Source organism: Methylobacterium sp. J-077 (assembly GCF_022829365.1).
Taxonomy (GTDB): Bacteria; Pseudomonadota; Alphaproteobacteria; order Rhizobiales; family Beijerinckiaceae; genus Methylobacterium.
The window spans coordinates 1-20,464 of sequence record NZ_JAKSYJ010000152.1 but is presented as its reverse complement, the minus strand read 5'-3'; the positions used below and the strand labels follow the sequence as shown (position 1 = coordinate 20,464).

Here is a 20,464-nt window from a genome sequence, read left to right as displayed (position 1 = left end):
GTCGAAGCGGACCGCGCATCGTCCCGAAAGGGGGTCTTCCGGCTTTCGGAAACGAAAGGATGCGCGATCGAGACTTGAGGGGCTTGTCCTGGAAACGGGTCGCGGACGAGGCTCTTGCGCCTATGCGGCGGAGATCGGGGCGCCCGGCCGGACGGATCCGGCGGCGCGGATCAGGCCGCCCGGGGTGGCCGGTGCAGGGCCTCGTCCGGCCCGGAGGCCGGCGCGGCAGCCGTCTGATAGCCGTAGGTTGCGGCGGCGGCGTGACGGGGCCGCTGCGCCTCGACCGGCGGCCGGGGCAGGCCCAGGTCGCCCACGATCTCGAGATCGGCCGGGCACAGGTCGGTGCCGTCGAACAGCGACCGTCGGGCCTCGGGGGCGGTGTTGCGCGCATCCAACTGGCGCGCATCCGACAGGACGGCCACGGCCTGGCTCGTCACCGAACAGGCCGGACCCGCAGCGGGTGCGGCCCGGGCCGGTCGGGGCGCGGCCATCAGCGCCGCCGCCGCGACCACGAGCATCGCCAGCACGGCGAGGCTCCGGACGAGGCGGTCCGGCGGGCCGGCGACGCGGCGGGCCAGAAGGGCGGCGGATCGGATCACGACGTCGAGATAAGCATGGCCGTCCCCTGGCGCAATCACCCACGGCGTCGCGCCTGTTTTCGGTGTTGCCTGGACCCCACAGGGCGCACCGGATTCGCTCTGCCCGTCCCGCCGGCCTCAACCTTGCCGCGAAGTCCGGGCCGGTTCCCCTGAGGATCGCGGCCTACCCGCGATGACCGACGCCATCGGCACGAGAGGATAGAAGACCATGTCGAGACGGATCGCGATGCTGGGGCTCGCAGCCGCCCTGCTGGGAAGCGCGCCCGCTTCCGCCAGCCCGCTGGACAGCGGGCCGCTCGCGGATTTCCTGAACGTCTTCCGCAGCCAGGCGATCCCGCGCGAGACGATCGGCTGGAACAGCACCGAGAAGCCCGGCACGATCGTGATCTCCACCAGCCAGCGCCGGCTCTACTACATCCTCGGGAACAGCGAGGCGATCCGCTACGGCGTCGGCGTCGGCCGGCAGGGCTTTTCCTGGTCCGGCACCAAGACCGTGACGATGAAGAAGGAATGGCCGGCCTGGCGTCCGCCGCAGCAGATGCTGGCCCGCCGCCCGGACCTGCCGCGCTACATGGCCGGCGGCCAGGACAACCCGCTCGGCGCCCGCGCCCTCTATCTCGGCTCGTCGCTCTACCGGATCCACGGCTCGAACGAGCCCGACACGATGGGCGCGGCGGTCTCCTCGGGCTGCATCCGCATGACCAACAAGGACGTGGTCGACCTCTACGATCGGGTCCGGGTCGGTACCAAGGTGGTGGTGCGGGACTGAGTCCGCGAGCGGGACGTTAGTCGGCAGGAGCGGGTGGTGTGTCGGCTTGGCCGCGCGAAGTTTATCGGCGTGCGTCCAGGCCAGCCCGATCACCGCGTTCCGACCCCGCATGCGTGAGCGGGTTTCTCGGCGCCCGAGGCATTGAGCCCGCGCCGGACAAGCGCGACTGTCATGCGGCCTTCTACGACCGGGCCAGCGTCGAGGCGTTCGAGGGTTATGGTATCGGAGCCTACTTGCGTGTCTTACGTACCTGGACGTTGGTTTCCGGATGAGTTGATATGGACCGGCCGGGTTTCTGCGGGGGACCGAGTTATGATCGGCCCCCACAGGGTGGTCCAAGGTTAAAGTTAGTGCGCGGTAGGCCGCTCCACCACGGGTAGCTTGGCCGGCGGAGCTGGTCGGGCGAGCGCAGCCGGCCAAGCGGTGAAGGCTGGCATGAACACTTCTGGTGCCGGCGGCCGGTATCCCGGTGAGGCGTGCGGGCGTACGGTGTTGTAGTGACGTCTCCAGCGTTCGATCACGATCTGCGCCTCCTTGAGTGTGTAGAAGATCTCACCGTTGAGCAGTTCGTCGCGAAGGCGCGCGTTGAAGCTTTCGACGTAGTCATTCTCCCACGGTGAGCCCGGAGTGATGTAAGCCGTCTTGGCTCCGACGCCGGTGATCCAAGCTTGAACAGCCTTCGCGACGAACTCCGGGCCGTTATCCGAACGGATATGGCCCGGCACGCCACGCAGGATGAACAGATCCGAGAGCACGTCGATCACATCGACCGCCTTGAGCTTGCGGGCGACCCGGATCGCCAAGCATTCATGCGTGAACTCGTCGACGACGTTGAGCATCCAGATCTTGCGTCCATCGGCTAACCGGACTCTGGCATCCTGCATCCCGAGCCGCGTTGCGTATCGGCTCCTGCCGGTGAGATAGATGACCTCCCCCGCCAGCCCGTGATCAGATCGGGCGGCGGGGCCGAGCCGGCTGGTACGCCATCGAGGGTTGCAACCATGCTGGTTGATCGAGAGCAGGTGCTGCCCAGCGACGCGCTGGATCAGCTGGCTTGCAGGCTGCTAGCCGAAGTGCGGTCGCAGTACCCCCAGAAGCCGTTGGGCAAGTCCATCGGCGATCTCGGCGATGATGTGGGCACCAACCTCCCCGCCTGGCTGCTGGACGCCTACGACGACGCCTTCGCCGAGAATAGCAGCGACTGAGCCGGCATCACTTGATCGCCCTCGACCGCCACGTCCACTCCCTCCAGCGGGGCGATCGGGGCGCTCTCCACCAAGACCCGGATCATCTCGGAGCGGTCTTCGAGCATCGTAGCCGGAGGCTCTCCCACCAGCGCCTTCCAACCCGCAATGAATTCGGGTTGCGGCATCTGGGTAAGCGTGTCCTCGAGCTGGGGAACCGGCTCGGTCGGTATGATGCGTTCGCTGCTCATGGGCGCGATACGCACGCTGCCCCACACATGTTTCGACGCGCTGTGGCCAAGGTAAAGAGGCGGTTGCCTCGATCGCCGCGGTGGGGCCGAGCAGGTTATCAACCCAGATCAAGCAACCCCGCTTCTGGCCGCATAGCCTGCCGGCAGCGCGTGGCGTAGCTCGGCCGGATGTCATCCGGTCTCGCCCCCACCCTGCTCCCGAACCCCGTCGCGATGTGGCACGGCGCAATCGAGAACATCTCCGAGCGCGCCCGGCCTCAAGACCGATGTGCGCCCCTCGATCCTTGAGACCTGATGGCCAAGGCGCCGGAGCACCCGCTCGTTCTCGGCGAGACGCTGTTCGGCGACCAATATCCGTCGCGATAGGCGCTCCTCCATCGCATGCAGCTCGCCAGTGATCCTTTGTTCGACCGCTTCCGAGCCGGTAAGAAACCGACGTAGCCATCTCAGCATGATTGTCCCCGGTCGTGTCGATCCAGTTCGACCTAGAGGAATAGTGGAGCTGGCAGGTGGAAGAATTGCCCCCTTCTCCAATCGTGATCAGCCTCCGGTGGAGATATCTGAGTCGACAGGGCGCCGTTCGGTCCAGACGACTCGACCAGCTTCATCTCTGAGGATGGCCGATCCCGAACGTTTCCCAAGCAACCGAGTGAACCGGCCAGCGGCCTCGATGACCGCTTCCGTCTCTGTGCAGGCGCTGAACTGCTCCCGACCGAACGCGATACCGCTCGCAGTTGCACGATGAACCACATATTGGAGGTGAAATAGGGTCATGCTTCGACGATAAGCACTGATTGCCAGCGTAGATGGGGGGTTCCATCGCCGATCAAGTGAGATCTGCGAGAACAGGTCAGGTTTCGAACCATGCTACGCGCCAATTCTCTTGATGCCGAGGTGTAGCCCGATCCAGTCTTGAGCCGCGTCCACATCGAGGAACAGGGGCGCGCTCATCACCGCGGTCAGGCCGAACCCAGCCTCCAGGAACCACATGCCCGCGTTGGCCCCGTGCTGCCCGGACAGTTGCACCAGCACCGCCACGAGGAACCCGTCCACGAACACGAGTTGGCCGTCGCTGTCTTCACTGCAGGTGGCGACACGCACCGGCTGGAGGTGCAGGGTCATCCCGCCGCTCGCCTCTGCAAGTGCAGGTAGGTCGCGTCGAACTCGGAGGCGCGGATAAGCTCGTCCCACGCCTTCACCACCAGTGTCTGCCGGTGCAGCGTGATCAGCCCGCGACCGCGCATCTCCTTCAATACGCGGTTGATGTGCACGGCCGTCATGCCGGTGGCGTCGGCGAGATCGGTCTGGGTGATCGGCAGGGGACAGCGGTGTTCACTCGCTAGACCGACTGCCTCCTGTTTCAGGTACAGTTCGCAGAACAGGTGCGCCAAGTGCTCGAACGCCGGGCGGCGGCCCATGGCGATCAACCACTCCCGGAAGATCGCCGCGTCGATCAGCGTGTCACGCCAGAGCGCGGCGGCGATGGTCGGGAAGCGGGCCGTGAGGTCGAGCATGCTCTCGTGTGGGACGAACGCCACCGTAGCCTGGGTCATCGTCCCGAGGGTATGATCCATCAGCGGGATGTGCAGGCTCTGCAGATCCGGGATGTCGCCCGCGATGTGGAACGAGAAGATCTGGCGGCGCCCCTCGCTCAGGAACTTGTACCGATAGGCCCAGCCTTCCAGGATGACACAGCACTGGGTCGCCCGGTCGCCGTCCCGCACGATGTCCTGTCTTGCCGTGAGGGTCCGCACCCGGACGGGCAGACGTTCAATCGCCTGTCGTTCCGCATCCGAGAGGCGGGTGACGCTCTCCAGCTTGCGGATGAGCGGGTAGAGGGCATGGGGGAGCTTTGCAGCCATCGTGGCCGTCGCCTTGCGTCGCAGGCGGAAGCACACGGCTCTCCCAGGCGGCAGCACCTGTACCGGAGCGGCTGACGATCCCATGAGCCTAGGAGGTAAATTAGCGCGGCGATCAAACCTGAGTTAAGATTTTAGGCGATCCCGGTGCCCGGCATGGTCGCCCCCGTCTGTTGAGGTGTCGGACCTCGCAGTTATGTCACGGGTGCACGCACCCGATTAACCTCGATCAGAGCACGGCCTCGGTGAAGCCGCTATGGCGTCGGCATGGCAACCCGGCTCATGACGCTCGACCTGTTCGCCACCCTCGACATCGTCGAGGACGATGTTACCGCCGTGGTGGACGCCTACATCGACGATCCGGCCTCTGGTCCGGTCTCGTTCGGCGAGATTTATCGGATCGACCCTGCCGCGGCCGTTGCAGCCCACCCCTTCGCCCAAACGCTGATGGGTCAGTCCTGGGCAAGCCCAGAGCTTCGGCGGGCTGCCATCCGCGCCGCCATCATGCTCGCGCAGCCGGAGCGGGTGTAGCCGCCGCGCCCGGTCAGTCGCGAGCGGACAGCAGCTAGCGTCCGCTCAGCCAACGCGACGTGATTTCGCGAAACGCCGCATCGCCGCTCGCCTCTGACGCTCCCTCCGAGCCGAATGAGCGAGCCGACTGGCGCACGACTATATCGTCCCGCGTGACCGACCAATCGAACCGGCCCGGCTCCTTTGAGGATGGGGTGATCCACAGCTTGTGGGGGTTCGGCTTGAAGATGATCATCTCCCGTATGTGGGGAGCCGCAGGCCCGTCCACGATAGGACCCAGGGTGGTCCGAAGGTCTGGAACTGTACCCAACCTCATGCGCCGCCAGAAATACAACATATGATGGAGTATCGGGGCCATATCGCAGTCTCTCGATGCGCGGGGCCTTGAAGTCCATCCTGTGTGATTGCGATACGCCGTCCGGATCGGGGCGAAACGACCGCCGAAGAGCGCGTCGTGAGCCATGATCGATACCCTGATCCGCAAGCTCAGCATCGCAGACGAACTAACTGAGGGCGATCACGAGACGTTGCGGCGCGTGAGCGTGCGTGGCCGACAGGTCCCAGCCCGCCAGGATCTCACCACCGAGGGAGATCGGCCCGAGAACGTACATCTCGTCCTCTCTGGCTTCGTCTGCCGGTACAAGATCCTGCCGAAGGGTCACCGCCACATCACAGCCCTCATGGTGCCGGGGGACTTCTGCGACCTGCATGTGGCCATCCTGGACGAGATGGACCATTCGATCGCCACGTTGACTCCGTGCACCGTGGTGGAGATCCCGCGTTCCACCATCCGCGACCTGACCGAGAACCATCCCCGTATCGCTCATGCTCTCTGGTGGGCGACCCTCGTCGATGAGGCGGTGCTGCGCGAGTGGCTCGTCGGCTTGGCAGGGCGTGAAGCCGCCGAGCGGATGGCACACCTGTTTTGTGAACTGCTGCTGCGCCTAAGCGTGGTCGGCTTGGCGGAGAAGGACGGGTATGCCCTACCCCTCACCCAGATCGACCTCGCCGACATGCTCGGTATGACGCCGGTTCACGTGAACCGCACATTGCAGCACCTGCGGTCTGAAGACCTGATCGTCCTCAAGAAACGTCGCCTTGAGATCCTGGACATCGCTCGGCTGAAAGCCTTCTGCGACTTCGACCCAACCTACCTGCATCACACCCCGCGAACAAAAAATCTCAATCATCACCAACACAAGCTACAAATTTCAGCTTCATGACGAGGTAGAACTAAACACATCGCTGATCGAGAATTTGGGCGTCAGCGGCTGAGAGATGCGAATGCTCCCGCCTGAATGAGGCCGGATATCTCATGCCCCATTTTTTCTTCGACACCGACGACGGTGACTTCCGCCATGAGGACGATGAGGGCTTCGAGTTGCCCAGCATCGACGCCGCGCGCATCGAGGCGTTGGATGCCCTCCCAGAAATGGCGCGTAACAAGTTCCAGGATCGGGATCGTCGCACCTATTCGGTTCGAGTGCGCGATGAGAACGGGACGGCGGTCTACTCCGCCTCGCTCGCTTTGGTCGGTGAGTGGCATATTCCGCACGCCATCAGCCCGTGATCGGATCAGGCGGCGAGGGGCGAACAATTTCCAACATAGATCATAGTTTGCCCCTATCCTGTGCGAAGGTGGCGTACCGTTCGCCATCGCCTCGGGGCGCGAGCGGCTGTGAGATGAAGCCTGCCCTGGCCTAGATCGGAAGCAGAGCTTTTGTTCCAGCTTCAGCAGTCGACGGTCCGTAACCGTCTCCTCGCCACGCTGCCCGCGGACGACTTCGTTGGTCTCTCTCGCGCACTGGAGCGGGTGCCGTTGCGGCTACATAAGACGGTGCTCGACCCGCATCAGCCGATTGAATACGCCTACTTCGTTGAAAGCGGCCTGTGCTCGTACCTGACCCAGGGCGAACAGGATGCCATGGCGATCGGCACCCGGGGCGCCATCGACCAGGCCGTCGGCACCCGGCGCAACGACCTCGTGGCGATGCAGAACCTGTTGCAGGGCGAGGGCGGGTGGAATGCCGCCAACCTCGCCCAGCTTCACGGGCAGGCTCCCGTCGACCGTGTCGTTGGGGCGGTGAACCGCGAGGCCGCGTTCGACCAGGCCAACCGCCGGATCGTGGAGGGCTCACAGACCGCGCAGCGCAGCCAGGCCGCCGAGCGGGTCGCTCCCCGGACGACGCTGGGCGACGACTTCGGCGGGACGGTCGCCGGTGCGATCGGCGGCCCGCAGGGCTGGGCTCTGGCTCAGGCTGGGCGCGTGGCGAAGGCCGGGATCAACGCGGTCGGGAAGTCGGCCGACATCGCCCGCAACCGCGAACTGGCGGATGCTGTGACGATGACCCAGGGCGACCGGCTGAACGCCTTGCTGGCAGCGCTGGAGGCGCGCGGGGTGACGCAGCAGCGTGCGGCGGCTCTGAGCAACATAGCGGCCCGCGGCGGACAGGCAGCGCTGCTGTCCCAGTCGGACCGGGCCCGGCCTTACCTACCGATGGCCTTGCCGGCCTTCGGACGGTGACCGCGCCATGCGTAGACGCCAGCGGCGAGCCAGATCGTGAGAAGTACAGTCCATACAGCCGTGCCGCCGATGCGGTCCCATAGCCAGTCAATCCCGGCAGGCACGGTTGCGCCCAATGCCCACCCGATCGCCGTCATGACGATGGCGAACAGCACAAGAGTGGTCAGGATCTCAGCCGCGCGGCGCATGCCGGTGAATGTGGCCTCGACCCGTCATTCTGTCGATAGCCGCAAATCTCGGCTGAATTGGCCCAGGGCTGGCGCCGGCCTGAAACTGCACGACGGCACCCGTATTCCCGCCGCGCCCACCAGCGGGCCGGATTTCGCAACCATGGGGCATTCCGCATGAGCATCGGCTTCGGCTCCCTGCCCTCCTTCGCGGGTGGCGACGACCAGAACCCGCTGAGCCCGGCCCTGCAGCAGTTCTTGCAGCAGCAGCAGGCACAGCAGGCCGCCCAGGCTCCGGCCGCCCAGGACGTGCCGCAGGCGACGCCGCCAGGGTACTCAGGGCCCGCCCCGGCGACCCCACCGACCGGCGCGCCGACGCCCGTGGTCCAGCCTGGGGCACAGGCAGCCGCCACCGGGCTCCTGTCCATGCTCGGGCCGAACAGCGCCGAGGCGGCGACGCCGGATCCGAATGACATCCGCGGCCGGTTCATCTCGACCCTGCAGCAGGTCGGTCTGACGAACCCGAACGGCCTTGGCGCGGTCGCCGCCTACGCCCAGCATGAGAGCCGGTATTCACCCTCGAACATCACCGGATCGTGGTTCGACCCGAGTGAGAGCGGTCAGGCCGGCCAGTCCGGCGGCATCCTGTCGTGGCGCGCCGACCGCCTCGCCAACATGAAGGCGTTCACGCAGGGCGCATCCGACCCGGTGGTGGCGCAGGCGAAGTTCACGCTGGCTGAGAACCCGCAGCTCACGAGCGCCCTGCAGAACGCTAAGAGCCCGCAGGAGGCCAACGCCTTGATGGCGGACGCCTGGAAGTTCGCGGGCTACAACCGCCCCGGTGGCGAGAACGCGGCCCGGCTGGCGACGACGCAGGCCTACGCGAACAGCTTCGCGGGCGGGCAGGCGCTGCCGGGGGTCTCGGCGCCTCGCGGCGGCTCGATGGGGTCGACGGCTCAGCAGGGCGGTTTCGGGCTCGGTGGTGTCGTCGGTCAGGGGGCTGCCGTGCCGGGACAGGCTTCTCCGGCCCCGGGCATCGCGGCGCTGTCGGCCCAGCCGCTCGCGGTTGCTCCCCCGCCGACAGGGTTCTCGACCGACCCTGCCGCTCAGCCTCAGCAGTAGCCCGGCTCCTACGCGCAGATCGGCAACGCCCTGAAGAGCATCACCGGCGGTCAGCAGAAGCGGGGGCAGCAGAAGGCGGGCGGAATGCCCGGGGGTGAGGCGCCGGGCGGCCGGCCGATCTCGCTGCAGCAGGCGCGGGCCATGTTCGACCCGGGCAAGTTCTATGGGATGCTGCGGAATGCCGGCGTGGGCGGCCAAGCGCGCGGATCGTAGGTATGGCCGTGCTGCGCGGGCATGGGCGGGGGATGGCGGCAGCGAGGTTAGGCGTTGAGGCGTCAGACCTCACTTCAATGTCAGGCAGCGTTAGTTTTCGCGGTAGGACGATCCAGGAGGCTGCGTTCGTATGCAATCAACTCTCGACCCTGCTTGATCGCTTTGTAATATTGTGCGGCTTCAATTTCCAGCTGAATTTTTAGGAGATATGGAGCAAAGCTACGCTCCACAGCGATCAATTCGCGCGCTTGTGCTAAGAACAGTTCGATTGTAGTCGCAGGCTCATCTACGAGATACATGACCTGAAGCGTAACGCAAAGTTTTTTGCAATCCGTATCCGCATCACTCTCGTGCATAATCTCGCTCTCGCGCAAAAACTTGCACTGATTTTCGATGAGAAACGACACGGGTCTATCGCCATTACGGATCGCGGCACCATTGATAATTAGGCGCTCATAAGGTTTCAGGCTCAGGCGTAAGCCCATGATTTGATCCTTCTTCTCAATTTGCGCAGCGTGAGACACCAATTGTTAATGATCTTCTAACGACTACGCCATTTCGCGGATCGATTTAAGTTGTCGGCAATGAGCTGGGCCGTAGACCGTGGTTGCCGCCAATACGGCGGTTTATAGCGCCCAAAAGGACCGCTCCTATGTCCAGCGTCACCCTCACTGCCGCCACCCGCCAGAACCTGCTGTCGCTGCAGGATACGGCTTCGCTGACCGCGACCACCCAGAACCGGCTCTCCACCGGCCTGAAAGTCTCCTCGGCGCTCGACAACCCGGTGAGCTTCTTCACCGCCCAGTCACTCAGCCAGCGCTCGGGCGATCTCGGCAACCTGCTCGATGGCATCTCGAACGGCATCCAGTCGATCCAGGCCGCCAACCAGGGCATCACCTCGATCCAGAAGCTCGTCGATCAGGCCAAGTCGGTCGCCAACCAGGCGCTGTCCACCCAGATCACCACCACCGGCACCGCTTCGACGGCCTACGCGGCTCCCGGCAGCGGCGGCACCACTGTCGGCCTGTTCGTCAACGGCGCAGCGACGAGCGCTGCTCTCTCTTCGGGTGATACGATCGATCAGGCCATCACCAAGCTCAACACCGCCGTGGGCGCCGGCAGCTTCTCGAAGAGCACTGACGGCACCAAGATTGTGATGAACGCGTCTTCGGACGTTGAATTCGCAACAGCAGCTGGTCAGACCGCGCTTGGTTTTGCTAACGGCACCGGCTCGAGCACGACCTACGGTACGTCGGGCTCGCCCGCGACCGCGGTCGCCCAGAGCTCCGACTTGAGCGTCTCGGGTGTATCAACCCGCACCTCCCTGGCGACGCAGTACAACAGCCTGCTGACCCAGATCGATCAGCTGGCCGGTGACTCGAGCTACAACGGCACGAACTTGATCAACGGTGCTAGTGCCAATAACAACCTGACGATCAACTTCAATCCGAAGGGTAACTCGAACCTGACGGTCACCGCGACCGATGAGACTTCAAGCGGTCTAAAGCTCAAAGCGATTACCGCCGTCTCTGGGGCCGGCGGCGTCAGTCAGGGCAACTTCTTGCTCAACGCTGACATCAATACGACCTTGAACAGTCTCACAAGCGCGGGCAACCAACTGCGTTCCGACGCGTCGACCTTCGGTTCGAACCTGTCGGTCGTGCAGAACCGTCAGGACTTCAGCAAGAACCTGATCAACGTGCTGGATACCGGCTCGTCGAACCTCACGGCGGCGGATCTGAACCAGGAGGCTGCAAACTCGCAGGCTCTGTCGACCCGCCAGTCGCTGGGCATCTCGGCTCTGTCGCTGGCCAACACCGCCCAGCAGGGCATCCTGCAGCTGCTGCGGTAAGCGTCAGCATCATCGTCGACACAGCGGCCGGGGCATCACCCCGGCCGTTTGCGTCTGGGCCATTGGACTAGGCGTATTGCTTTCCTCGTCCGCTCAATCGCCCGGCTTCGTCCCGCCAAGCGTCGCGCTCGACCTGCACCGCCTCGATCATGGCATGCAGGTTCCCGGCGTCGATCGCGGTCTCCATCAACATGTCCTGGGCGGTCGCGAGCTGCTGCCGCAGGTCGGCGTTCTCGGCCGCAAGGGTGAGCAGGAGCGCTGCTACGTCATCGCCCATTCGGCACCTACCTCTCGCATCCAGGAAGCGAGGCGTAGAGTTGGCTTGGTTACCGCGTCGACAAGGATACTGGGTCGGTCCCAATGGGTGCGGGCATCGTCCACAACAGAACTCCCGAATTGCGCGCCGCAGCTTCCTCTTGGCTCTACACCCAGTCGGATCACATCCTCGTTATCTCACTGAGGATACGCAATATTTTCGGCCGCCATTAACGCGCTAAATTTAATATCCGCCCAGACGATCGGAAAATCTGTGGTGGCGCAGATGCTGAACAACATCCGGAAATTATTTCCGACACTCATGCTGTGTGCCGCAGTTTCCCTGACCGTAGCCAGTAGCGCCATCGCCGGCTTGCCAGACGCGGACCATCTCATATCGCAGAAGGGCAAGCAGTTCGGGCCACGCGATGTCGCCCTGCACACCGGGGAGCATGTCACCATCGTCAACGACGACGGTAACTTCGTCCACCACGCCTACATTGAGGACGATGAGTTCGCCTTCGACTCCGGTGACATCGAGCCTGGTGCCAGGGCGGTCATCACCTTCCCGAAGGAGGGCGATTTCATCGTCCTGTGCGGCGTCCATCCTAAGATGAAGCTCGCCGTCCACGTGCGGTAGACGGATCACCGCTGAAACCCAGCTACCGGCCTCCTCGCCCTAGATCACCGGCAGGCTGACCAAGCCCTCATACAGGGCCTCGTGACCGACATAGTACAGCGCCAGGAAGATCGCGAGCGCGCCGCCGTAGTAGGCCGGTGCCCATGCTGCATCGCGCATCCGCACCGCGGCCCGCGCATCGTCGGCGGCGATACCGAGCAGCACGACGATGATGCCGGAGTGGCCGATCGCGTCGACCTTGCCGAACTCGAACACCGCCGAGACGAAAATCGCTGCCAGGATGATCGCCGCGGCGCGCCGGACCAGCGGGGTCCAGAGCAGCGCGAAGGCCAGGGTGAACTCGATGACGCCGGCGGCCTGCATGAACAGCTCAGGGGTCGCGCCCATGGTCATCTGCGGCTTGGCGGCGAGCAGCGGATCGGTCCACTGCGGGTAGGCCCACTTCTCGACCGAGGCCCACATCAGCGTGATGGCAGCGGTCCAGCGCACGATGTCCAGCGGGCGCAAGCCGAAGGGCTTCAGGTTGAGGCCTTGGCAGATGAGATAGACGGCCACACCGAGGAACACCGGATAGTCGGCGAGGTGGAACACGCCGTACTGCGCGGTGGCGAAGCTGAACAGGAAGACGATGCCGAGCCCGGTGATCGGCATGGTCCGTCGCCAGATCAGGCAGGCGGCGAGCGCGAGCTGGAACCACGGGATCCAGGCGACGTCGGTCTTGAGCTCCGGGGTCAGGATGATCCCGCCAAGTTCCCAGAGTGAGATGAAGAAGAAGCCCAGCGTGGCGCGGACCAGCAGCTCGGTGTCGGCCCGGATCCGGCTGGTCACCCGGTCGAGGGCATTGAGCAGGGCGCCCCCGAGCGGTGTCCCCTCGGCCAGGCACCCGAACATCAGGCACAGGATGGCCAGACCGGCGAGCCACTCGAAGTCAGCGCACAGCACCTGCTCAAGGCCGCGCGGCTGACCGGCGACGTCGTAGGCGCAGAACCACTTCACGTGAGCGCTGGCGGAGCTCGTCCCGGCGATGAGGGCCAGGGGTGGGGCTGCGAGGCTTGCCAGCGCGCGCGTACCCAGGCGACGCGTGAGCCTGAGCGCCGAGACCCGAACCATGATGACCTCGAAGGACGTGGCGGGCACCGACCCGCCTACGTATTTCCTCACAAGGCAGAGCTTCTCGTCAACGAGCTATTAACGAATGTTACGAGTTGGTTAATAGAGCTGCTTGAAGCGGAATATGAGGTCAGGAACAGGCGCTTGGCCACTACAGAGCCTTTTCCACTCCGTGTGTCGAGGCATCGGACCCGAGACAGAAAAAGGGCCACCCCCGAGGGAGCGGCCCGAAGTCTAGGGAGGAAGCGCCCTGAAAGGGCTACGAGACCGCGACGCCATCGCCATCCCGCTGCACAACCGTAGTCTGATAAATCTTAACAGACAATCGCGCTAAAGTTGTATTCATGTGGGAGACCACGCAGCTGGTGATTGAGTGGCTGCGCCGTCCGAGGACTCCAGCGTGCGCGCCGCTCCGCTTCCTCACGCCATGCGTCACGTTCGGTCCGCAGGGCATCGACGAGGGCGTGCAGATTCCCTGCGTCGATGGCGGTCTCGACGAGCATGTCCTGAGCCGAGGCCAGTTGCTCGCGCAGCCCGGCATTCTCGGCTGCCAGGGCGAGGAGCAAAGCGGCTACGACATCGCTCATTCCCGCTCCCGCACACCCCGAGGCAGCGCGTCTAGCTGGGCTCAAGCTTGGCCGCAATCGTGTCCGATCAGCGCGACTGCGCCGGCAAGGCCGCACCGTGTCACCCAGGGGGCGGTGCTGCTCTTCCGACGCTTGGCTCAGGGCCGGTCGCTGACGGCAGCTTCCCCTACGCAGGTTAACGATCCTTTAACCACGTCCGTTAATTGGTTCTTAAGAACCTCGGATCGGACAACCATGCTGGATACATTGTTTTGGATCGCAGTTGTCGTAGCGAGCTTATGCGGCACACTGATGATCGGCATCGAGCTGTATACCGAGTGGGCCGATGAGGCCCGAAACGCCGATGATACGACTGGGATGTTCTCGACCAGTCAGCTCAGACTGTTGGCCGTGGGCGTCGAGAATGCCATGCCATAGCTGGGCCAGGCGGGTTGAGGCATCCAGATGATCAACCGCGCATCCTAGGTCGTCAGCCAATCCTCAAGATAGCCGATCAGGCCGCGGCTGAGGCAGCGCAGGTGTCATCGTAGGCTCGCCGAAGTGCGCGAGTAGCTTCAGCTTGAGGCGAACGGGGTGCGCTCAGGGTCAGAGTTTCCTCTCGCCTCCGTGCCGCGGGGTGCGGCGTGATCGTGAGGGGGGATGGATTGACCGGAGATACGCCGGTCTTGAGGAAGTTCTTGAGCTCCTCAGCTCGGACCATGGCCTCTTGGCGCATCCGAAGGATGCCCATGACGAACAGGGTTGAGCCCGCCCCAATCAGGGCGAGCGCGATGACGTACCCGAGAGCCATGGGTTCGTTGCCGATGAGAGAGGCTGAGAGGCAGCTCCTGATCTGCGGAAGCTGCTGGACGTCCAAGAGCGTCATTTATGTTGGTTAACTGCGTATTAATTACGTAGGCGAGCCGAGCTGAAATGAGCAGCAAGCGAAGCCCAAGTTATAGGCCTTCTTCAGCAGACAGCAGAATTGGCTCCGCCCGGCGTTTTGCGATGATTATAGATCCCCTCGTCGTCGCAACCGCAGCGCCAGGATCAGCGCCCCAGGCCAGAACGCGAGGCTCAGCACTGCGATCGGCATGATCGGGCGGCCCTTCCACCACACGATGATCACCGGCACGAACAGGCCGAGGATGGCGATGGCTAGGAGCGCCCAGAATTCGAGGTCGGACAGGTCCATGAGCGGTAGGTAGGGGCATCCTACCGCTACGCTTCTTTCACACCTGGTGGCACAGTGCCGCCGTCATGCCGATCTGGCCCGAGCACCGCTTCTTCTATCCGATCGACTGGCGCGAGCTGTCGATGGCGATCCGCTTCGGCCGGGCGCAGGGCCGGTGTGAGAGCTGCGGACGGCCGCACGGGCAAATGGTCTACCACCTCGGTGACGGGCGCTGGTGGGATGCTGAGGCCGGCAGCTGGCGCGATGGATGGGGGCGCCGGATCCGGGTCAGGTCCGGCACCGATATTCTCGGCCGCGCCAGCCGAACCAGGATCGCCCTTGCCGCTGCCCATCAGGATCACGTGTTTAAGCGGCTAAAACGTTAGCATCGTCCTTCAAACTAGCCTGTCCGTTGGACGAGGTTTCAAACGAGCCGACGCGATGAGCCGATATCTGGGTGGTACCAGCTTCCTGGGCCATTGCCGTCGCGAGAAGCTGCGCACGCCCTGCCCAACGATCCCGTTCTGCCCGCATGGCAGCAAGCTGATCCTCGCTCGATGCCAACGCAACTTGCAACGTGTCTATCTCAGTCCGTAGATCGCTCGTGCGTTGCCGCTCACTGACAAGCGCCGCTTTGAGCACACAGAGGGCAGCGTCGGTCGCTCTCTTCGGCGATAGGGTCACATCGCGGATGGGGCGGGACTGTGGCCCACCACCTTCGACCTCGGCAGTCCGCTGATGGCTCACCGATGATGACGCTCGTGTGGCTAGCGCCGCCGGCTGTAGCTCGGCGATTTCTGCTTTCAGTTGCTCGACATCTAGCCCTGCTGGAGGATGAACCTGGGCTGGTTTGATGGGCGAAGCGGCAGCGAGCGCGAGAGGCACGCCTTCTTCCTCTAGCACCAGCTCATGCAGCATGGTGAACACGGCATCGCCGTCCAGCCTGGACAGGTCGAACCCGCTCTCGGCCGCGAGACGGCTGAAGCGTGCTTGCCCCCCGGTGGACGCGCCTACGAAGGCCATGGACCAGGACGCGAAGCTCCGGCTCTCCGTCGGCCCGCACTGAAGAACCGTCACGTCGCCGTGGCGATCATCGCACTGGATCCGCTCGAAGGTCTCTTCGACTCCCTGTCGCGGTCCTTCCAGAACCTGGGCGAAGGCGCCGCTGTTGAACATCAGGGCGCCGGTCACATCCGACCGCGCGTTGTTGCGCTGCGATGAGGCAAGGATCTGCCCGACGGCGGCCGTCAGTTCAGCCTCCGATCCCTGAAACAGGTTTTTACTGGCATAAACGAGGCGATAGAGTTCGCTCATGGGGCATCCAATAAGTTGGGTGACTCAGGATTATGGTTTATAGTTCGCGATGAATTGCAAAAGATCATCCGCCGGTATCGGCCTACTGATAAGATATCCCTGCACGTCGGTGCAGCCTTCATCGCGAATGCGCTGCATCTGCTCCGGCGTCTCCACGCCTTCGGCAACTGTCGTCATGCCCAAGCTCTTGCGGAGGCCTGCGATCGCCCGAATGATCGCATCCCCATCGGGCTTGCCCGATAGATCCTTCACGAAGGACCTATCGATCTTGATCTTGTCGAATGGAAAGCTGCGTAGGTAGCTCAATGACGAGTAGCCGGTGCCGAAATCGTCCATCGAGACGCGGACCCCGAGCTCACGCAGCCGATGGAGCGTCTGCAAGGTTTTCTCGCTCTCCTGCAGGAGGACGCCCTCGGTAATCTCGACCTCCAGCCGCTTGGCTGAGAGACCTGAGCTGGCGAGTGCCGAGATGATCGTCTCGACCAGCCGATCACTCTTGAATTGAGCAGGGGAGACGTTCACAGCGACCGACATCCCTGTGGGCCACGTCATCGCATCGCGACAGGCCTGACGAATGACCCACTCGCCGATCGGCACGATCAGACCGATCTCCTCCGCCAGCGGGATGAAATCGAGCGGCGAGATCATCCCGTGCTCTGGATGCTTCCAGCGGATCAGAGCTTCGCAACCGATCAGCCTATCGTCGTCGAGCTGCAATTGTGGCTGATAGTGAAGCTGAAACTCGCGTCTCGCGAGCGCCTGACGCATGTCAAGTTCAAGCCGGCGGCGCGCCTGCATGCGCGCGTCCATCTCCGGCTCAAAGAAGCGGTACGTCCCGCGCCCATCGAGCTTGGCTCGGTACAAGGCGAGGTCGGCGTTCTTCAGCAGTTTATCCGCCATGACTCCGTCAACGGGCGCGAGCGCTACGCCGACGCTCGCCCCGATCGTCAGGAGGTGACCCTCGACCATGTAAGTCCGGCTGATCAGATCGACGATGCGTCGGGCCAGCGCCTGTGTATCGGCAGCTTCTCGGATGCTCGTTTGCAGGATGATGAACTCATCACCGCCGATCCGAGCTACGGTGTCGGCGGGCTTCACGATTGAGCGCAGACGGTCGGCGACCTTCTCGAGAAGTGCATCCCCGATCGGGTGGCCAAGCGTGTCGTTGACGGGCTTGAACCGATCCAGATCGATCAGGAGGAGAGCGCAAGCCTCGCCAGTGCGTTGCAATCGGGCCAGAGCTTCTGCCAGACGCTCTCGCAACAGCAGGCGATTTGGCAGACCCGTGAGAGGATCGAGACGCGCCAACTCGCCTGCGCGCGCCTCGCTCGCCTTGCGTGCGCTGACATCCTCCAGGGTTGCGACCCAGCCTTCACCCGCGACGGAACGGATCTCGACGTGTAGCGTGTGATCCTGGCGGGTTACCTCGAACGAAGCGGTGGTTTGGAAGTCGCGTGCGCCTCGTAGGGTCTGGAAGATTTCTCGCCGCGATTGCGAAACGCTCATGCACAGGGCATGCAGCAATCGCCTGGAGGAAAGTTTCCCCGTCCGTTCGGCATTCATGTTGTCGAGCAGACGCTCGGCTGGGCCGGTAGCGATAGCGACCCGCCCGGAGGCGTCCATCATCAATAAGCCGTGCCGGATAACGTCGAGATACCGGTTCCAGGTCAAACGCGGAGCAGCACTCGGATCTGATCGGACCGTGGGTGGCACCACCTTCCGCGATCCCGCGCCGATGTGATGCAGATCAGCGCTCATCGCAGGAAGGCCCTAGAGTAAGGCTGTCAAGCAGCACATGAGGTAGCGAACAGCACGCTTATAGGCACGAATGTTTTAATTTGAGGTGCATGCCAGTAGCTTCATTCCATGTCTCCTACGCTTAGCGCATCGACCCGAGTTTAGGCATGCTTAAAGTTATGTTACGACTTACGCAAAAATGCCATTCATCCTGCAAATTGAGCGCGAAGCATTAAGATACTTGAGCTTAAATACGAAAATTAGTTAGGAAATGTGCAGACGAATTATGCTAGATCTAGACTACAAAAATTGATTTATACAGGGTGTGTCTGTGGTTATTTACAATCTACACCGCGCCGTTCGCCTCGGCCTGCCTATTACACTCTTGGCAGTGTTGCTCGCACTCGGACCTGCCCAAGCCAGTCTCTCTAGCATCGTCCGTATCGTGTTGCAGAAGGGAAGGCACTACGATCCAACCGACCTGTTCCTGCACAGGGGCGACACCATCACCCTCGTCAACGGTGACGACAGCGCGATCCACCACGCCTTCATTGAGGCCGATCGGTTCGCGTTCGACGCCGGCGACCAAGAGCCGGGCAAACAGGCGACGCTGACCCTAAAGGAGCCTGGCGACTTCATCATCCAGTGCGGCATCCACCCAAAGATGAAGCTCACCATTCACGTACACTAGCTGCACGCCTCATAACGATGGCAGCTCAAGTGCAACCCTTAGGACGCCGGCTTGAACGCTACAGCAACCGGCTTGAACGCTCGGATTAGATCGTCGTCCAACTGCCCGGTCATACTCTGCAGAATGTCGTAGGCGTCCGGGCCAGACATGGATGTCCGATAGGGACGACGCTCGATCAGCGCCCCGTAGACGTCGCAGACCGTTACCAAGCGCACAAAGTCCGGGATCTCCCGTCCCCGGAGACCGTCGGGGTAGCCGGTCCCATCGATCATCTCGTGATGGGAGCGAACGGCCGCCAGCAGGCTGTCATCGAACCCTGCACCTACGAGCATGGCATGACCACATTCCGCATGCGTGCGCATGACCACCGTCTCCGAATGGGTGAGACGGCCCGGCTTGTTCAGGATCTCGATGGGGACATGAACCTTACCGACATCGTGGAGCAGGGCCGCTCGGGTCAGGTGGTGACGGTCGGTCGGACGAAGCCCAAGCGCCCCTGAGAACGCCGCGGCGAGAGCTGCGACCAGCAGGCAGTGCTGATGCGTGGCATCGTCGAACTTCTGAACCGCGCGGACCCAGTCATAGATGCCGGTGTCACAGACAGCACGCACGACCAGATCGGTACCGGCATCGGCTAGGACGGGCGTGATCGGTTGGCCGGAGAACAAGGCGTGCTGGAAGAACTGTCGAGCCTCAGCAGCCCGCATTCGGACGATCGCTGGGATCGATGCTCCCTGCAGACGTTCCAGAGCGCCGAGCATCTGGGACACCCCGGCCGTAGCAGTCGCGCCAAGAACCTGCGCCTGAGCTTCTGAACGGGCGGCGTTACCGTGCACGAGGAACAGGTATGGGACACCCTCGTCCCTGAGCTGAGCCAGGGTGCGGCGCAAGCGAACGATGGCCTCGGAGGTGAGCGCCTCGACATCGCTGACGATCAGGGCGGGATCTAGGGCTGGCATTGCATCATCGTACAAATCGTGGACGTGGCACGGTCGGCGCGTGCCGAGATCCCGCAACAGGCGCCTGCCGCGCTGGATGTCGTCGGTGATCAGCAGAAGCTGGCCCATCGCCTATCCCTCGTCTGCCGTCAGAGGATCACGCGCTCGTTGAAGGTCAGTGGGCCGAACGGCATACGGAACGCCACGCCGACGCCGTCGGGGGTATGCCGCACGACCGTCGCGTAGCGCTTACCCACCGTCACCGTCGCACCGACCTGAGGCCTCCTATCGAGGACCAGAGCGGCCCCCGTCATGGACAAGTCGGTGACGAAAGCTTCGCCCGTGCGGGCGCCTTGCGACGCGATCCTGACATCGCGGTGTACTGGAACGATGCGAGCGGCTTTGCGCTGATCCTCGCGGTCGTCGGCATTGCGCATCCATTCCAGGCGCGCCTCGATCCGGGACCGGCGCTCGGCGTTGGCCACGAGTTGAAAGACGAAGCCATCGGGCCGCCCGTGGACCACGACGCCGTCGAGCATCCCGAGGTCATCGAGGTAGCAGATTACGCGCGCTCCAGCCTGAGGGAGGGGGCCTTGTGTCAGGCGGCGTAGCTCGATGAAGTCAGAGGCGGACACGTCGGCGAGGCACTGCACGTCCTCACAGCCAGACAGGCAATATCTACCCTTAGTTGTAATTCTAAATCTATCTAGCATGAAAGTTGTCTGCTCGTCTGGACGTAACGGAAAGTAGCACCGGAACGGTTTACAACCTGCCTATACCTTAGCGATTATTCTGCCACCTCGGTACAGCATCGAAGATCTGTCTCCGGAACAGCAGCTTCAGGACGCGGAAGCGGGATCAGATAGCCGGTCGACTTTGCTCAGCCTTCGACCTGCAGCGCTCTGCCTGGTGGATGAACAGGTCGATCTGAGCCACACCCTCGCGCGCGCCGTCGCGGAGGTCAGCGT

General features: G+C 63.4%; 25 protein-coding genes and 2 pseudogenes. 13 read left to right on the top strand and 14 right to left on the bottom strand.

The features are described 5' to 3' along the window. Nucleotides 1-170: 170 nt before the first annotated feature. Nucleotides 171-638, bottom strand: a complete 468-nt coding sequence (locus MKL11_RS18400) for a hypothetical protein (RefSeq protein ID WP_243945968.1) — start codon at nt 636-638, stop codon at nt 171-173. A 169-nt stretch (nt 639-807) separates the two neighbouring features. Between MKL11_RS18400 and MKL11_RS18395 the strand changes: the two genes are divergently transcribed. After that, entirely contained in the window at nt 808-1,368 is a 561-nt protein-coding gene (locus MKL11_RS18395; RefSeq protein WP_243945966.1) for a L,D-transpeptidase, read from the top strand. Between the two features lie 347 nt (nt 1,369-1,715). Here MKL11_RS18395 and MKL11_RS18390 read toward each other — a convergent pair. Beyond that, nucleotides 1,716-2,234 (bottom strand): annotated as a pseudogene (locus tag MKL11_RS18390) (integrase core domain-containing protein); the annotation flags it as partial. Between the two features lie 135 nt (nt 2,235-2,369). Here MKL11_RS18390 and MKL11_RS18385 point away from each other — a divergent pair. Further along, nucleotides 2,370-2,573: a hypothetical protein gene (locus tag MKL11_RS18385; protein WP_243945964.1), complete on the top strand. Its 204-nt coding sequence runs from the start codon at nt 2,370-2,372 to the stop codon at nt 2,571-2,573. On the opposite strand, the gene MKL11_RS18380 is transcribed toward MKL11_RS18385, so the two are convergent. The 3 genes from MKL11_RS18380 to MKL11_RS18370 form a co-directional block, all read right to left on the bottom strand. Further along, nucleotides 2,537-2,803 (bottom strand): hypothetical protein, encoded by a 267-nt coding sequence (locus MKL11_RS18380; protein WP_243945962.1) that lies wholly within the window; start codon nt 2,801-2,803, stop codon nt 2,537-2,539. The genes MKL11_RS18385 and MKL11_RS18380 overlap by 37 nt on opposite strands. 867 nt (nt 2,804-3,670) lie before the next feature. Continuing rightward, complete coding sequence (locus tag MKL11_RS18375) at nt 3,671-3,925, bottom strand: hypothetical protein (RefSeq protein WP_243945960.1); 255 nt, start codon at nt 3,923-3,925, stop codon at nt 3,671-3,673. After that, entirely contained in the window at nt 3,922-4,665 is a 744-nt protein-coding gene (locus tag MKL11_RS18370; RefSeq protein ID WP_243945951.1) for a Crp/Fnr family transcriptional regulator, read from the bottom strand. Before MKL11_RS18370 ends, MKL11_RS18375 begins: the two co-directional genes overlap by 4 nt. Before the next feature lie 279 nt (nt 4,666-4,944). Between MKL11_RS18370 and MKL11_RS18365 the strand changes: the two genes are divergently transcribed. The 6 genes from MKL11_RS18365 (at nt 4,945) to MKL11_RS33155 (ending at nt 9,219) form a co-directional block, all read left to right on the top strand. After that, nucleotides 4,945-5,193, top strand: coding sequence for a hypothetical protein (locus MKL11_RS18365; protein ID WP_243945949.1), 249 nt, complete (start codon nt 4,945-4,947; stop codon nt 5,191-5,193). A gap of 461 nt (nt 5,194-5,654) precedes the next feature. After that, entirely contained in the window at nt 5,655-6,416 is a 762-nt protein-coding gene (locus MKL11_RS18360) for a Crp/Fnr family transcriptional regulator (RefSeq protein WP_243945946.1), read from the top strand. A 92-nt stretch (nt 6,417-6,508) separates the two neighbouring features. Continuing rightward, nucleotides 6,509-6,763, top strand: coding sequence for a DUF6894 family protein (locus MKL11_RS18355; RefSeq protein WP_243945944.1), 255 nt, complete (start codon nt 6,509-6,511; stop codon nt 6,761-6,763). 249 nt (nt 6,764-7,012) lie between these two features. Next, nucleotides 7,013-7,717, top strand: coding sequence for a hypothetical protein (locus MKL11_RS18350; protein ID WP_243945941.1), 705 nt, complete (start codon nt 7,013-7,015; stop codon nt 7,715-7,717). 344 nt (nt 7,718-8,061) lie between these two features. Continuing rightward, complete coding sequence (locus tag MKL11_RS18345) at nt 8,062-9,006, top strand: hypothetical protein (protein ID WP_243945939.1); 945 nt, start codon at nt 8,062-8,064, stop codon at nt 9,004-9,006. A gap of 84 nt (nt 9,007-9,090) precedes the next feature. Then, nucleotides 9,091-9,219, top strand: coding sequence for a hypothetical protein (locus MKL11_RS33155; protein WP_279600580.1), 129 nt, complete (start codon nt 9,091-9,093; stop codon nt 9,217-9,219). Between the two features lie 80 nt (nt 9,220-9,299). Here MKL11_RS33155 and MKL11_RS18340 read toward each other — a convergent pair whose 3' ends face one another. Continuing rightward, nucleotides 9,300-9,704, bottom strand: a complete 405-nt coding sequence (locus tag MKL11_RS18340; protein WP_243945937.1) for a flagellar biosynthesis repressor FlbT — start codon at nt 9,702-9,704, stop codon at nt 9,300-9,302. 167 nt (nt 9,705-9,871) lie between these two features. On the opposite strand from MKL11_RS18340, the gene MKL11_RS18335 reads away from it, so the two are divergent. Then, nucleotides 9,872-11,071 carry a flagellin gene (locus tag MKL11_RS18335; RefSeq protein WP_243945935.1) on the top strand — a complete coding sequence of 400 codons (1,200 nt, stop codon included), beginning with the start codon at nt 9,872-9,874 and terminating at the stop codon, nt 11,069-11,071. Nucleotides 11,072-11,138: 67 nt separating this feature from the next. On the opposite strand, the gene MKL11_RS18330 is transcribed toward MKL11_RS18335, so the two are convergent. Then, the gene (locus tag MKL11_RS18330; RefSeq protein ID WP_243945933.1) at nt 11,139-11,348 is read right to left on the bottom strand and encodes a hypothetical protein; all 210 of its coding nucleotides are present in this window, start codon (nt 11,346-11,348) and stop codon (nt 11,139-11,141) included. 264 nt (nt 11,349-11,612) lie between these two features. Here MKL11_RS18330 and MKL11_RS18325 point away from each other — a divergent pair, with 264 nt between their 5' ends. Next, nucleotides 11,613-11,966: a methylamine utilization protein gene (locus tag MKL11_RS18325; protein WP_243946129.1), complete on the top strand. Its 354-nt coding sequence runs from the start codon at nt 11,613-11,615 to the stop codon at nt 11,964-11,966. A 39-nt stretch (nt 11,967-12,005) separates the two neighbouring features. Here the strand turns inward: MKL11_RS18325 and MKL11_RS18320 are convergent, their stop codons facing one another. Both MKL11_RS18320 and MKL11_RS18315 read right to left on the bottom strand, forming a co-directional pair. Next, complete coding sequence (locus tag MKL11_RS18320) at nt 12,006-13,076, bottom strand: hypothetical protein (RefSeq protein WP_243946127.1); 1,071 nt, start codon at nt 13,074-13,076, stop codon at nt 12,006-12,008. Between the two features lie 314 nt (nt 13,077-13,390). Then, the gene (locus tag MKL11_RS18315; protein ID WP_243945931.1) at nt 13,391-13,663 is read right to left on the bottom strand and encodes a hypothetical protein; all 273 of its coding nucleotides are present in this window, start codon (nt 13,661-13,663) and stop codon (nt 13,391-13,393) included. 234 nt (nt 13,664-13,897) lie between these two features. On the opposite strand from MKL11_RS18315, the gene MKL11_RS18310 reads away from it, so the two are divergent. Beyond that, nucleotides 13,898-14,080, top strand: coding sequence for a hypothetical protein (locus MKL11_RS18310; protein ID WP_243945929.1), 183 nt, complete (start codon nt 13,898-13,900; stop codon nt 14,078-14,080). A 574-nt stretch (nt 14,081-14,654) separates the two neighbouring features. Here MKL11_RS18310 and MKL11_RS18305 read toward each other — a convergent pair. Further along, nucleotides 14,655-14,837, bottom strand: coding sequence for a hypothetical protein (locus MKL11_RS18305; protein ID WP_243945921.1), 183 nt, complete (start codon nt 14,835-14,837; stop codon nt 14,655-14,657). A gap of 65 nt (nt 14,838-14,902) precedes the next feature. On the opposite strand from MKL11_RS18305, the pseudogene MKL11_RS18300 reads away from it, so the two are divergent. Then, a pseudogene (locus MKL11_RS18300) lies at nt 14,903-15,178 on the top strand (hypothetical protein); the annotation flags it as partial. A 4-nt stretch (nt 15,179-15,182) separates the two neighbouring features. Here the strand turns inward: MKL11_RS18300 and MKL11_RS18295 are convergent. Then, nucleotides 15,183-16,130: a BLUF domain-containing protein gene (locus tag MKL11_RS18295; RefSeq protein ID WP_243945919.1), complete on the bottom strand. Its 948-nt coding sequence runs from the start codon at nt 16,128-16,130 to the stop codon at nt 15,183-15,185. Nucleotides 16,131-16,160: 30 nt separating this feature from the next. Next, nucleotides 16,161-17,888: a putative bifunctional diguanylate cyclase/phosphodiesterase gene (locus MKL11_RS18290; RefSeq protein ID WP_243945917.1), complete on the bottom strand. Its 1,728-nt coding sequence runs from the start codon at nt 17,886-17,888 to the stop codon at nt 16,161-16,163. Between the two features lie 424 nt (nt 17,889-18,312). On the opposite strand from MKL11_RS18290, the gene MKL11_RS18285 reads away from it, so the two are divergent. Next, entirely contained in the window at nt 18,313-18,558 is a 246-nt protein-coding gene (locus MKL11_RS18285; protein WP_243945915.1) for a hypothetical protein, read from the top strand. Between the two features lie 38 nt (nt 18,559-18,596). Here the strand turns inward: MKL11_RS18285 and MKL11_RS18280 are convergent, their stop codons facing one another. Both MKL11_RS18280 and MKL11_RS18275 read right to left on the bottom strand, forming a co-directional pair. Further along, on the bottom strand, nt 18,597-19,625 hold the full coding sequence (locus tag MKL11_RS18280) for an HD-GYP domain-containing protein (protein WP_243945913.1): 1,029 nt from the start codon (nt 19,623-19,625) through the stop codon (nt 18,597-18,599). A gap of 20 nt (nt 19,626-19,645) precedes the next feature. Further along, complete coding sequence (locus MKL11_RS18275) at nt 19,646-20,035, bottom strand: PilZ domain-containing protein (protein ID WP_243945911.1); 390 nt, start codon at nt 20,033-20,035, stop codon at nt 19,646-19,648. Nucleotides 20,036-20,464 lie beyond the last annotated feature (429 nt).

Bases quoted from the DNA above. Each gene is read 5' to 3' on its own strand.
- MKL11_RS18315 (WP_243945931.1), bottom strand. From the start codon at position 13,663: ATGAGCGATGTCGTAGCCGCTTTGCTCCTCGCCCTGGCAGCCGAGAAT.
- MKL11_RS18340 (WP_243945937.1), bottom strand. From the start codon at position 9,704: ATGGGCTTACGCCTGAGCCTGAAACCTTATGAGCGCCTAATTATCAAT.
- MKL11_RS18310 (WP_243945929.1), top strand. From the start codon at position 13,898: ATGCTGGATACATTGTTTTGGATCGCAGTTGTCGTAGCGAGCTTATGC.
- MKL11_RS18395 (WP_243945966.1), top strand. From the start codon at position 808: ATGTCGAGACGGATCGCGATGCTGGGGCTCGCAGCCGCCCTGCTGGGA.
- MKL11_RS18370 (WP_243945951.1), bottom strand. From the start codon at position 4,665: ATGGCTGCAAAGCTCCCCCATGCCCTCTACCCGCTCATCCGCAAGCTG.
- MKL11_RS18305 (WP_243945921.1), bottom strand. From the start codon at position 14,837: ATGGACCTGTCCGACCTCGAATTCTGGGCGCTCCTAGCCATCGCCATC.
- MKL11_RS18295 (WP_243945919.1), bottom strand. From the start codon at position 16,130: ATGAGCGAACTCTATCGCCTCGTTTATGCCAGTAAAAACCTGTTTCAG.
- MKL11_RS18355 (WP_243945944.1), top strand. From the start codon at position 6,509: ATGCCCCATTTTTTCTTCGACACCGACGACGGTGACTTCCGCCATGAG.
- MKL11_RS18385 (WP_243945964.1), top strand. From the start codon at position 2,370: ATGCTGGTTGATCGAGAGCAGGTGCTGCCCAGCGACGCGCTGGATCAG.
- MKL11_RS18275 (WP_243945911.1), bottom strand. From the start codon at position 20,035: ATGCTCGACGGCGTCGTGGTCCACGGGCGGCCCGATGGCTTCGTCTTT.
- MKL11_RS18280 (WP_243945913.1), bottom strand. From the start codon at position 19,625: ATGGGCCAGCTTCTGCTGATCACCGACGACATCCAGCGCGGCAGGCGC.
- MKL11_RS18325 (WP_243946129.1), top strand. From the start codon at position 11,613: ATGCTGAACAACATCCGGAAATTATTTCCGACACTCATGCTGTGTGCC.
- MKL11_RS18335 (WP_243945935.1), top strand. From the start codon at position 9,872: ATGTCCAGCGTCACCCTCACTGCCGCCACCCGCCAGAACCTGCTGTCG.
- MKL11_RS33155 (WP_279600580.1), top strand. From the start codon at position 9,091: ATGCCCGGGGGTGAGGCGCCGGGCGGCCGGCCGATCTCGCTGCAGCAG.
- MKL11_RS18360 (WP_243945946.1), top strand. From the start codon at position 5,655: ATGATCGATACCCTGATCCGCAAGCTCAGCATCGCAGACGAACTAACT.
- MKL11_RS18345 (WP_243945939.1), top strand. From the start codon at position 8,062: ATGAGCATCGGCTTCGGCTCCCTGCCCTCCTTCGCGGGTGGCGACGAC.
- MKL11_RS18380 (WP_243945962.1), bottom strand. From the start codon at position 2,803: ATGAGCAGCGAACGCATCATACCGACCGAGCCGGTTCCCCAGCTCGAG.
- MKL11_RS18365 (WP_243945949.1), top strand. From the start codon at position 4,945: ATGACGCTCGACCTGTTCGCCACCCTCGACATCGTCGAGGACGATGTT.
- MKL11_RS18375 (WP_243945960.1), bottom strand. From the start codon at position 3,925: ATGACCCTGCACCTCCAGCCGGTGCGTGTCGCCACCTGCAGTGAAGAC.
- MKL11_RS18330 (WP_243945933.1), bottom strand. From the start codon at position 11,348: ATGGGCGATGACGTAGCAGCGCTCCTGCTCACCCTTGCGGCCGAGAAC.
- MKL11_RS18320 (WP_243946127.1), bottom strand. From the start codon at position 13,076: ATGGTTCGGGTCTCGGCGCTCAGGCTCACGCGTCGCCTGGGTACGCGC.
- MKL11_RS18290 (WP_243945917.1), bottom strand. From the start codon at position 17,888: ATGAGCGCTGATCTGCATCACATCGGCGCGGGATCGCGGAAGGTGGTG.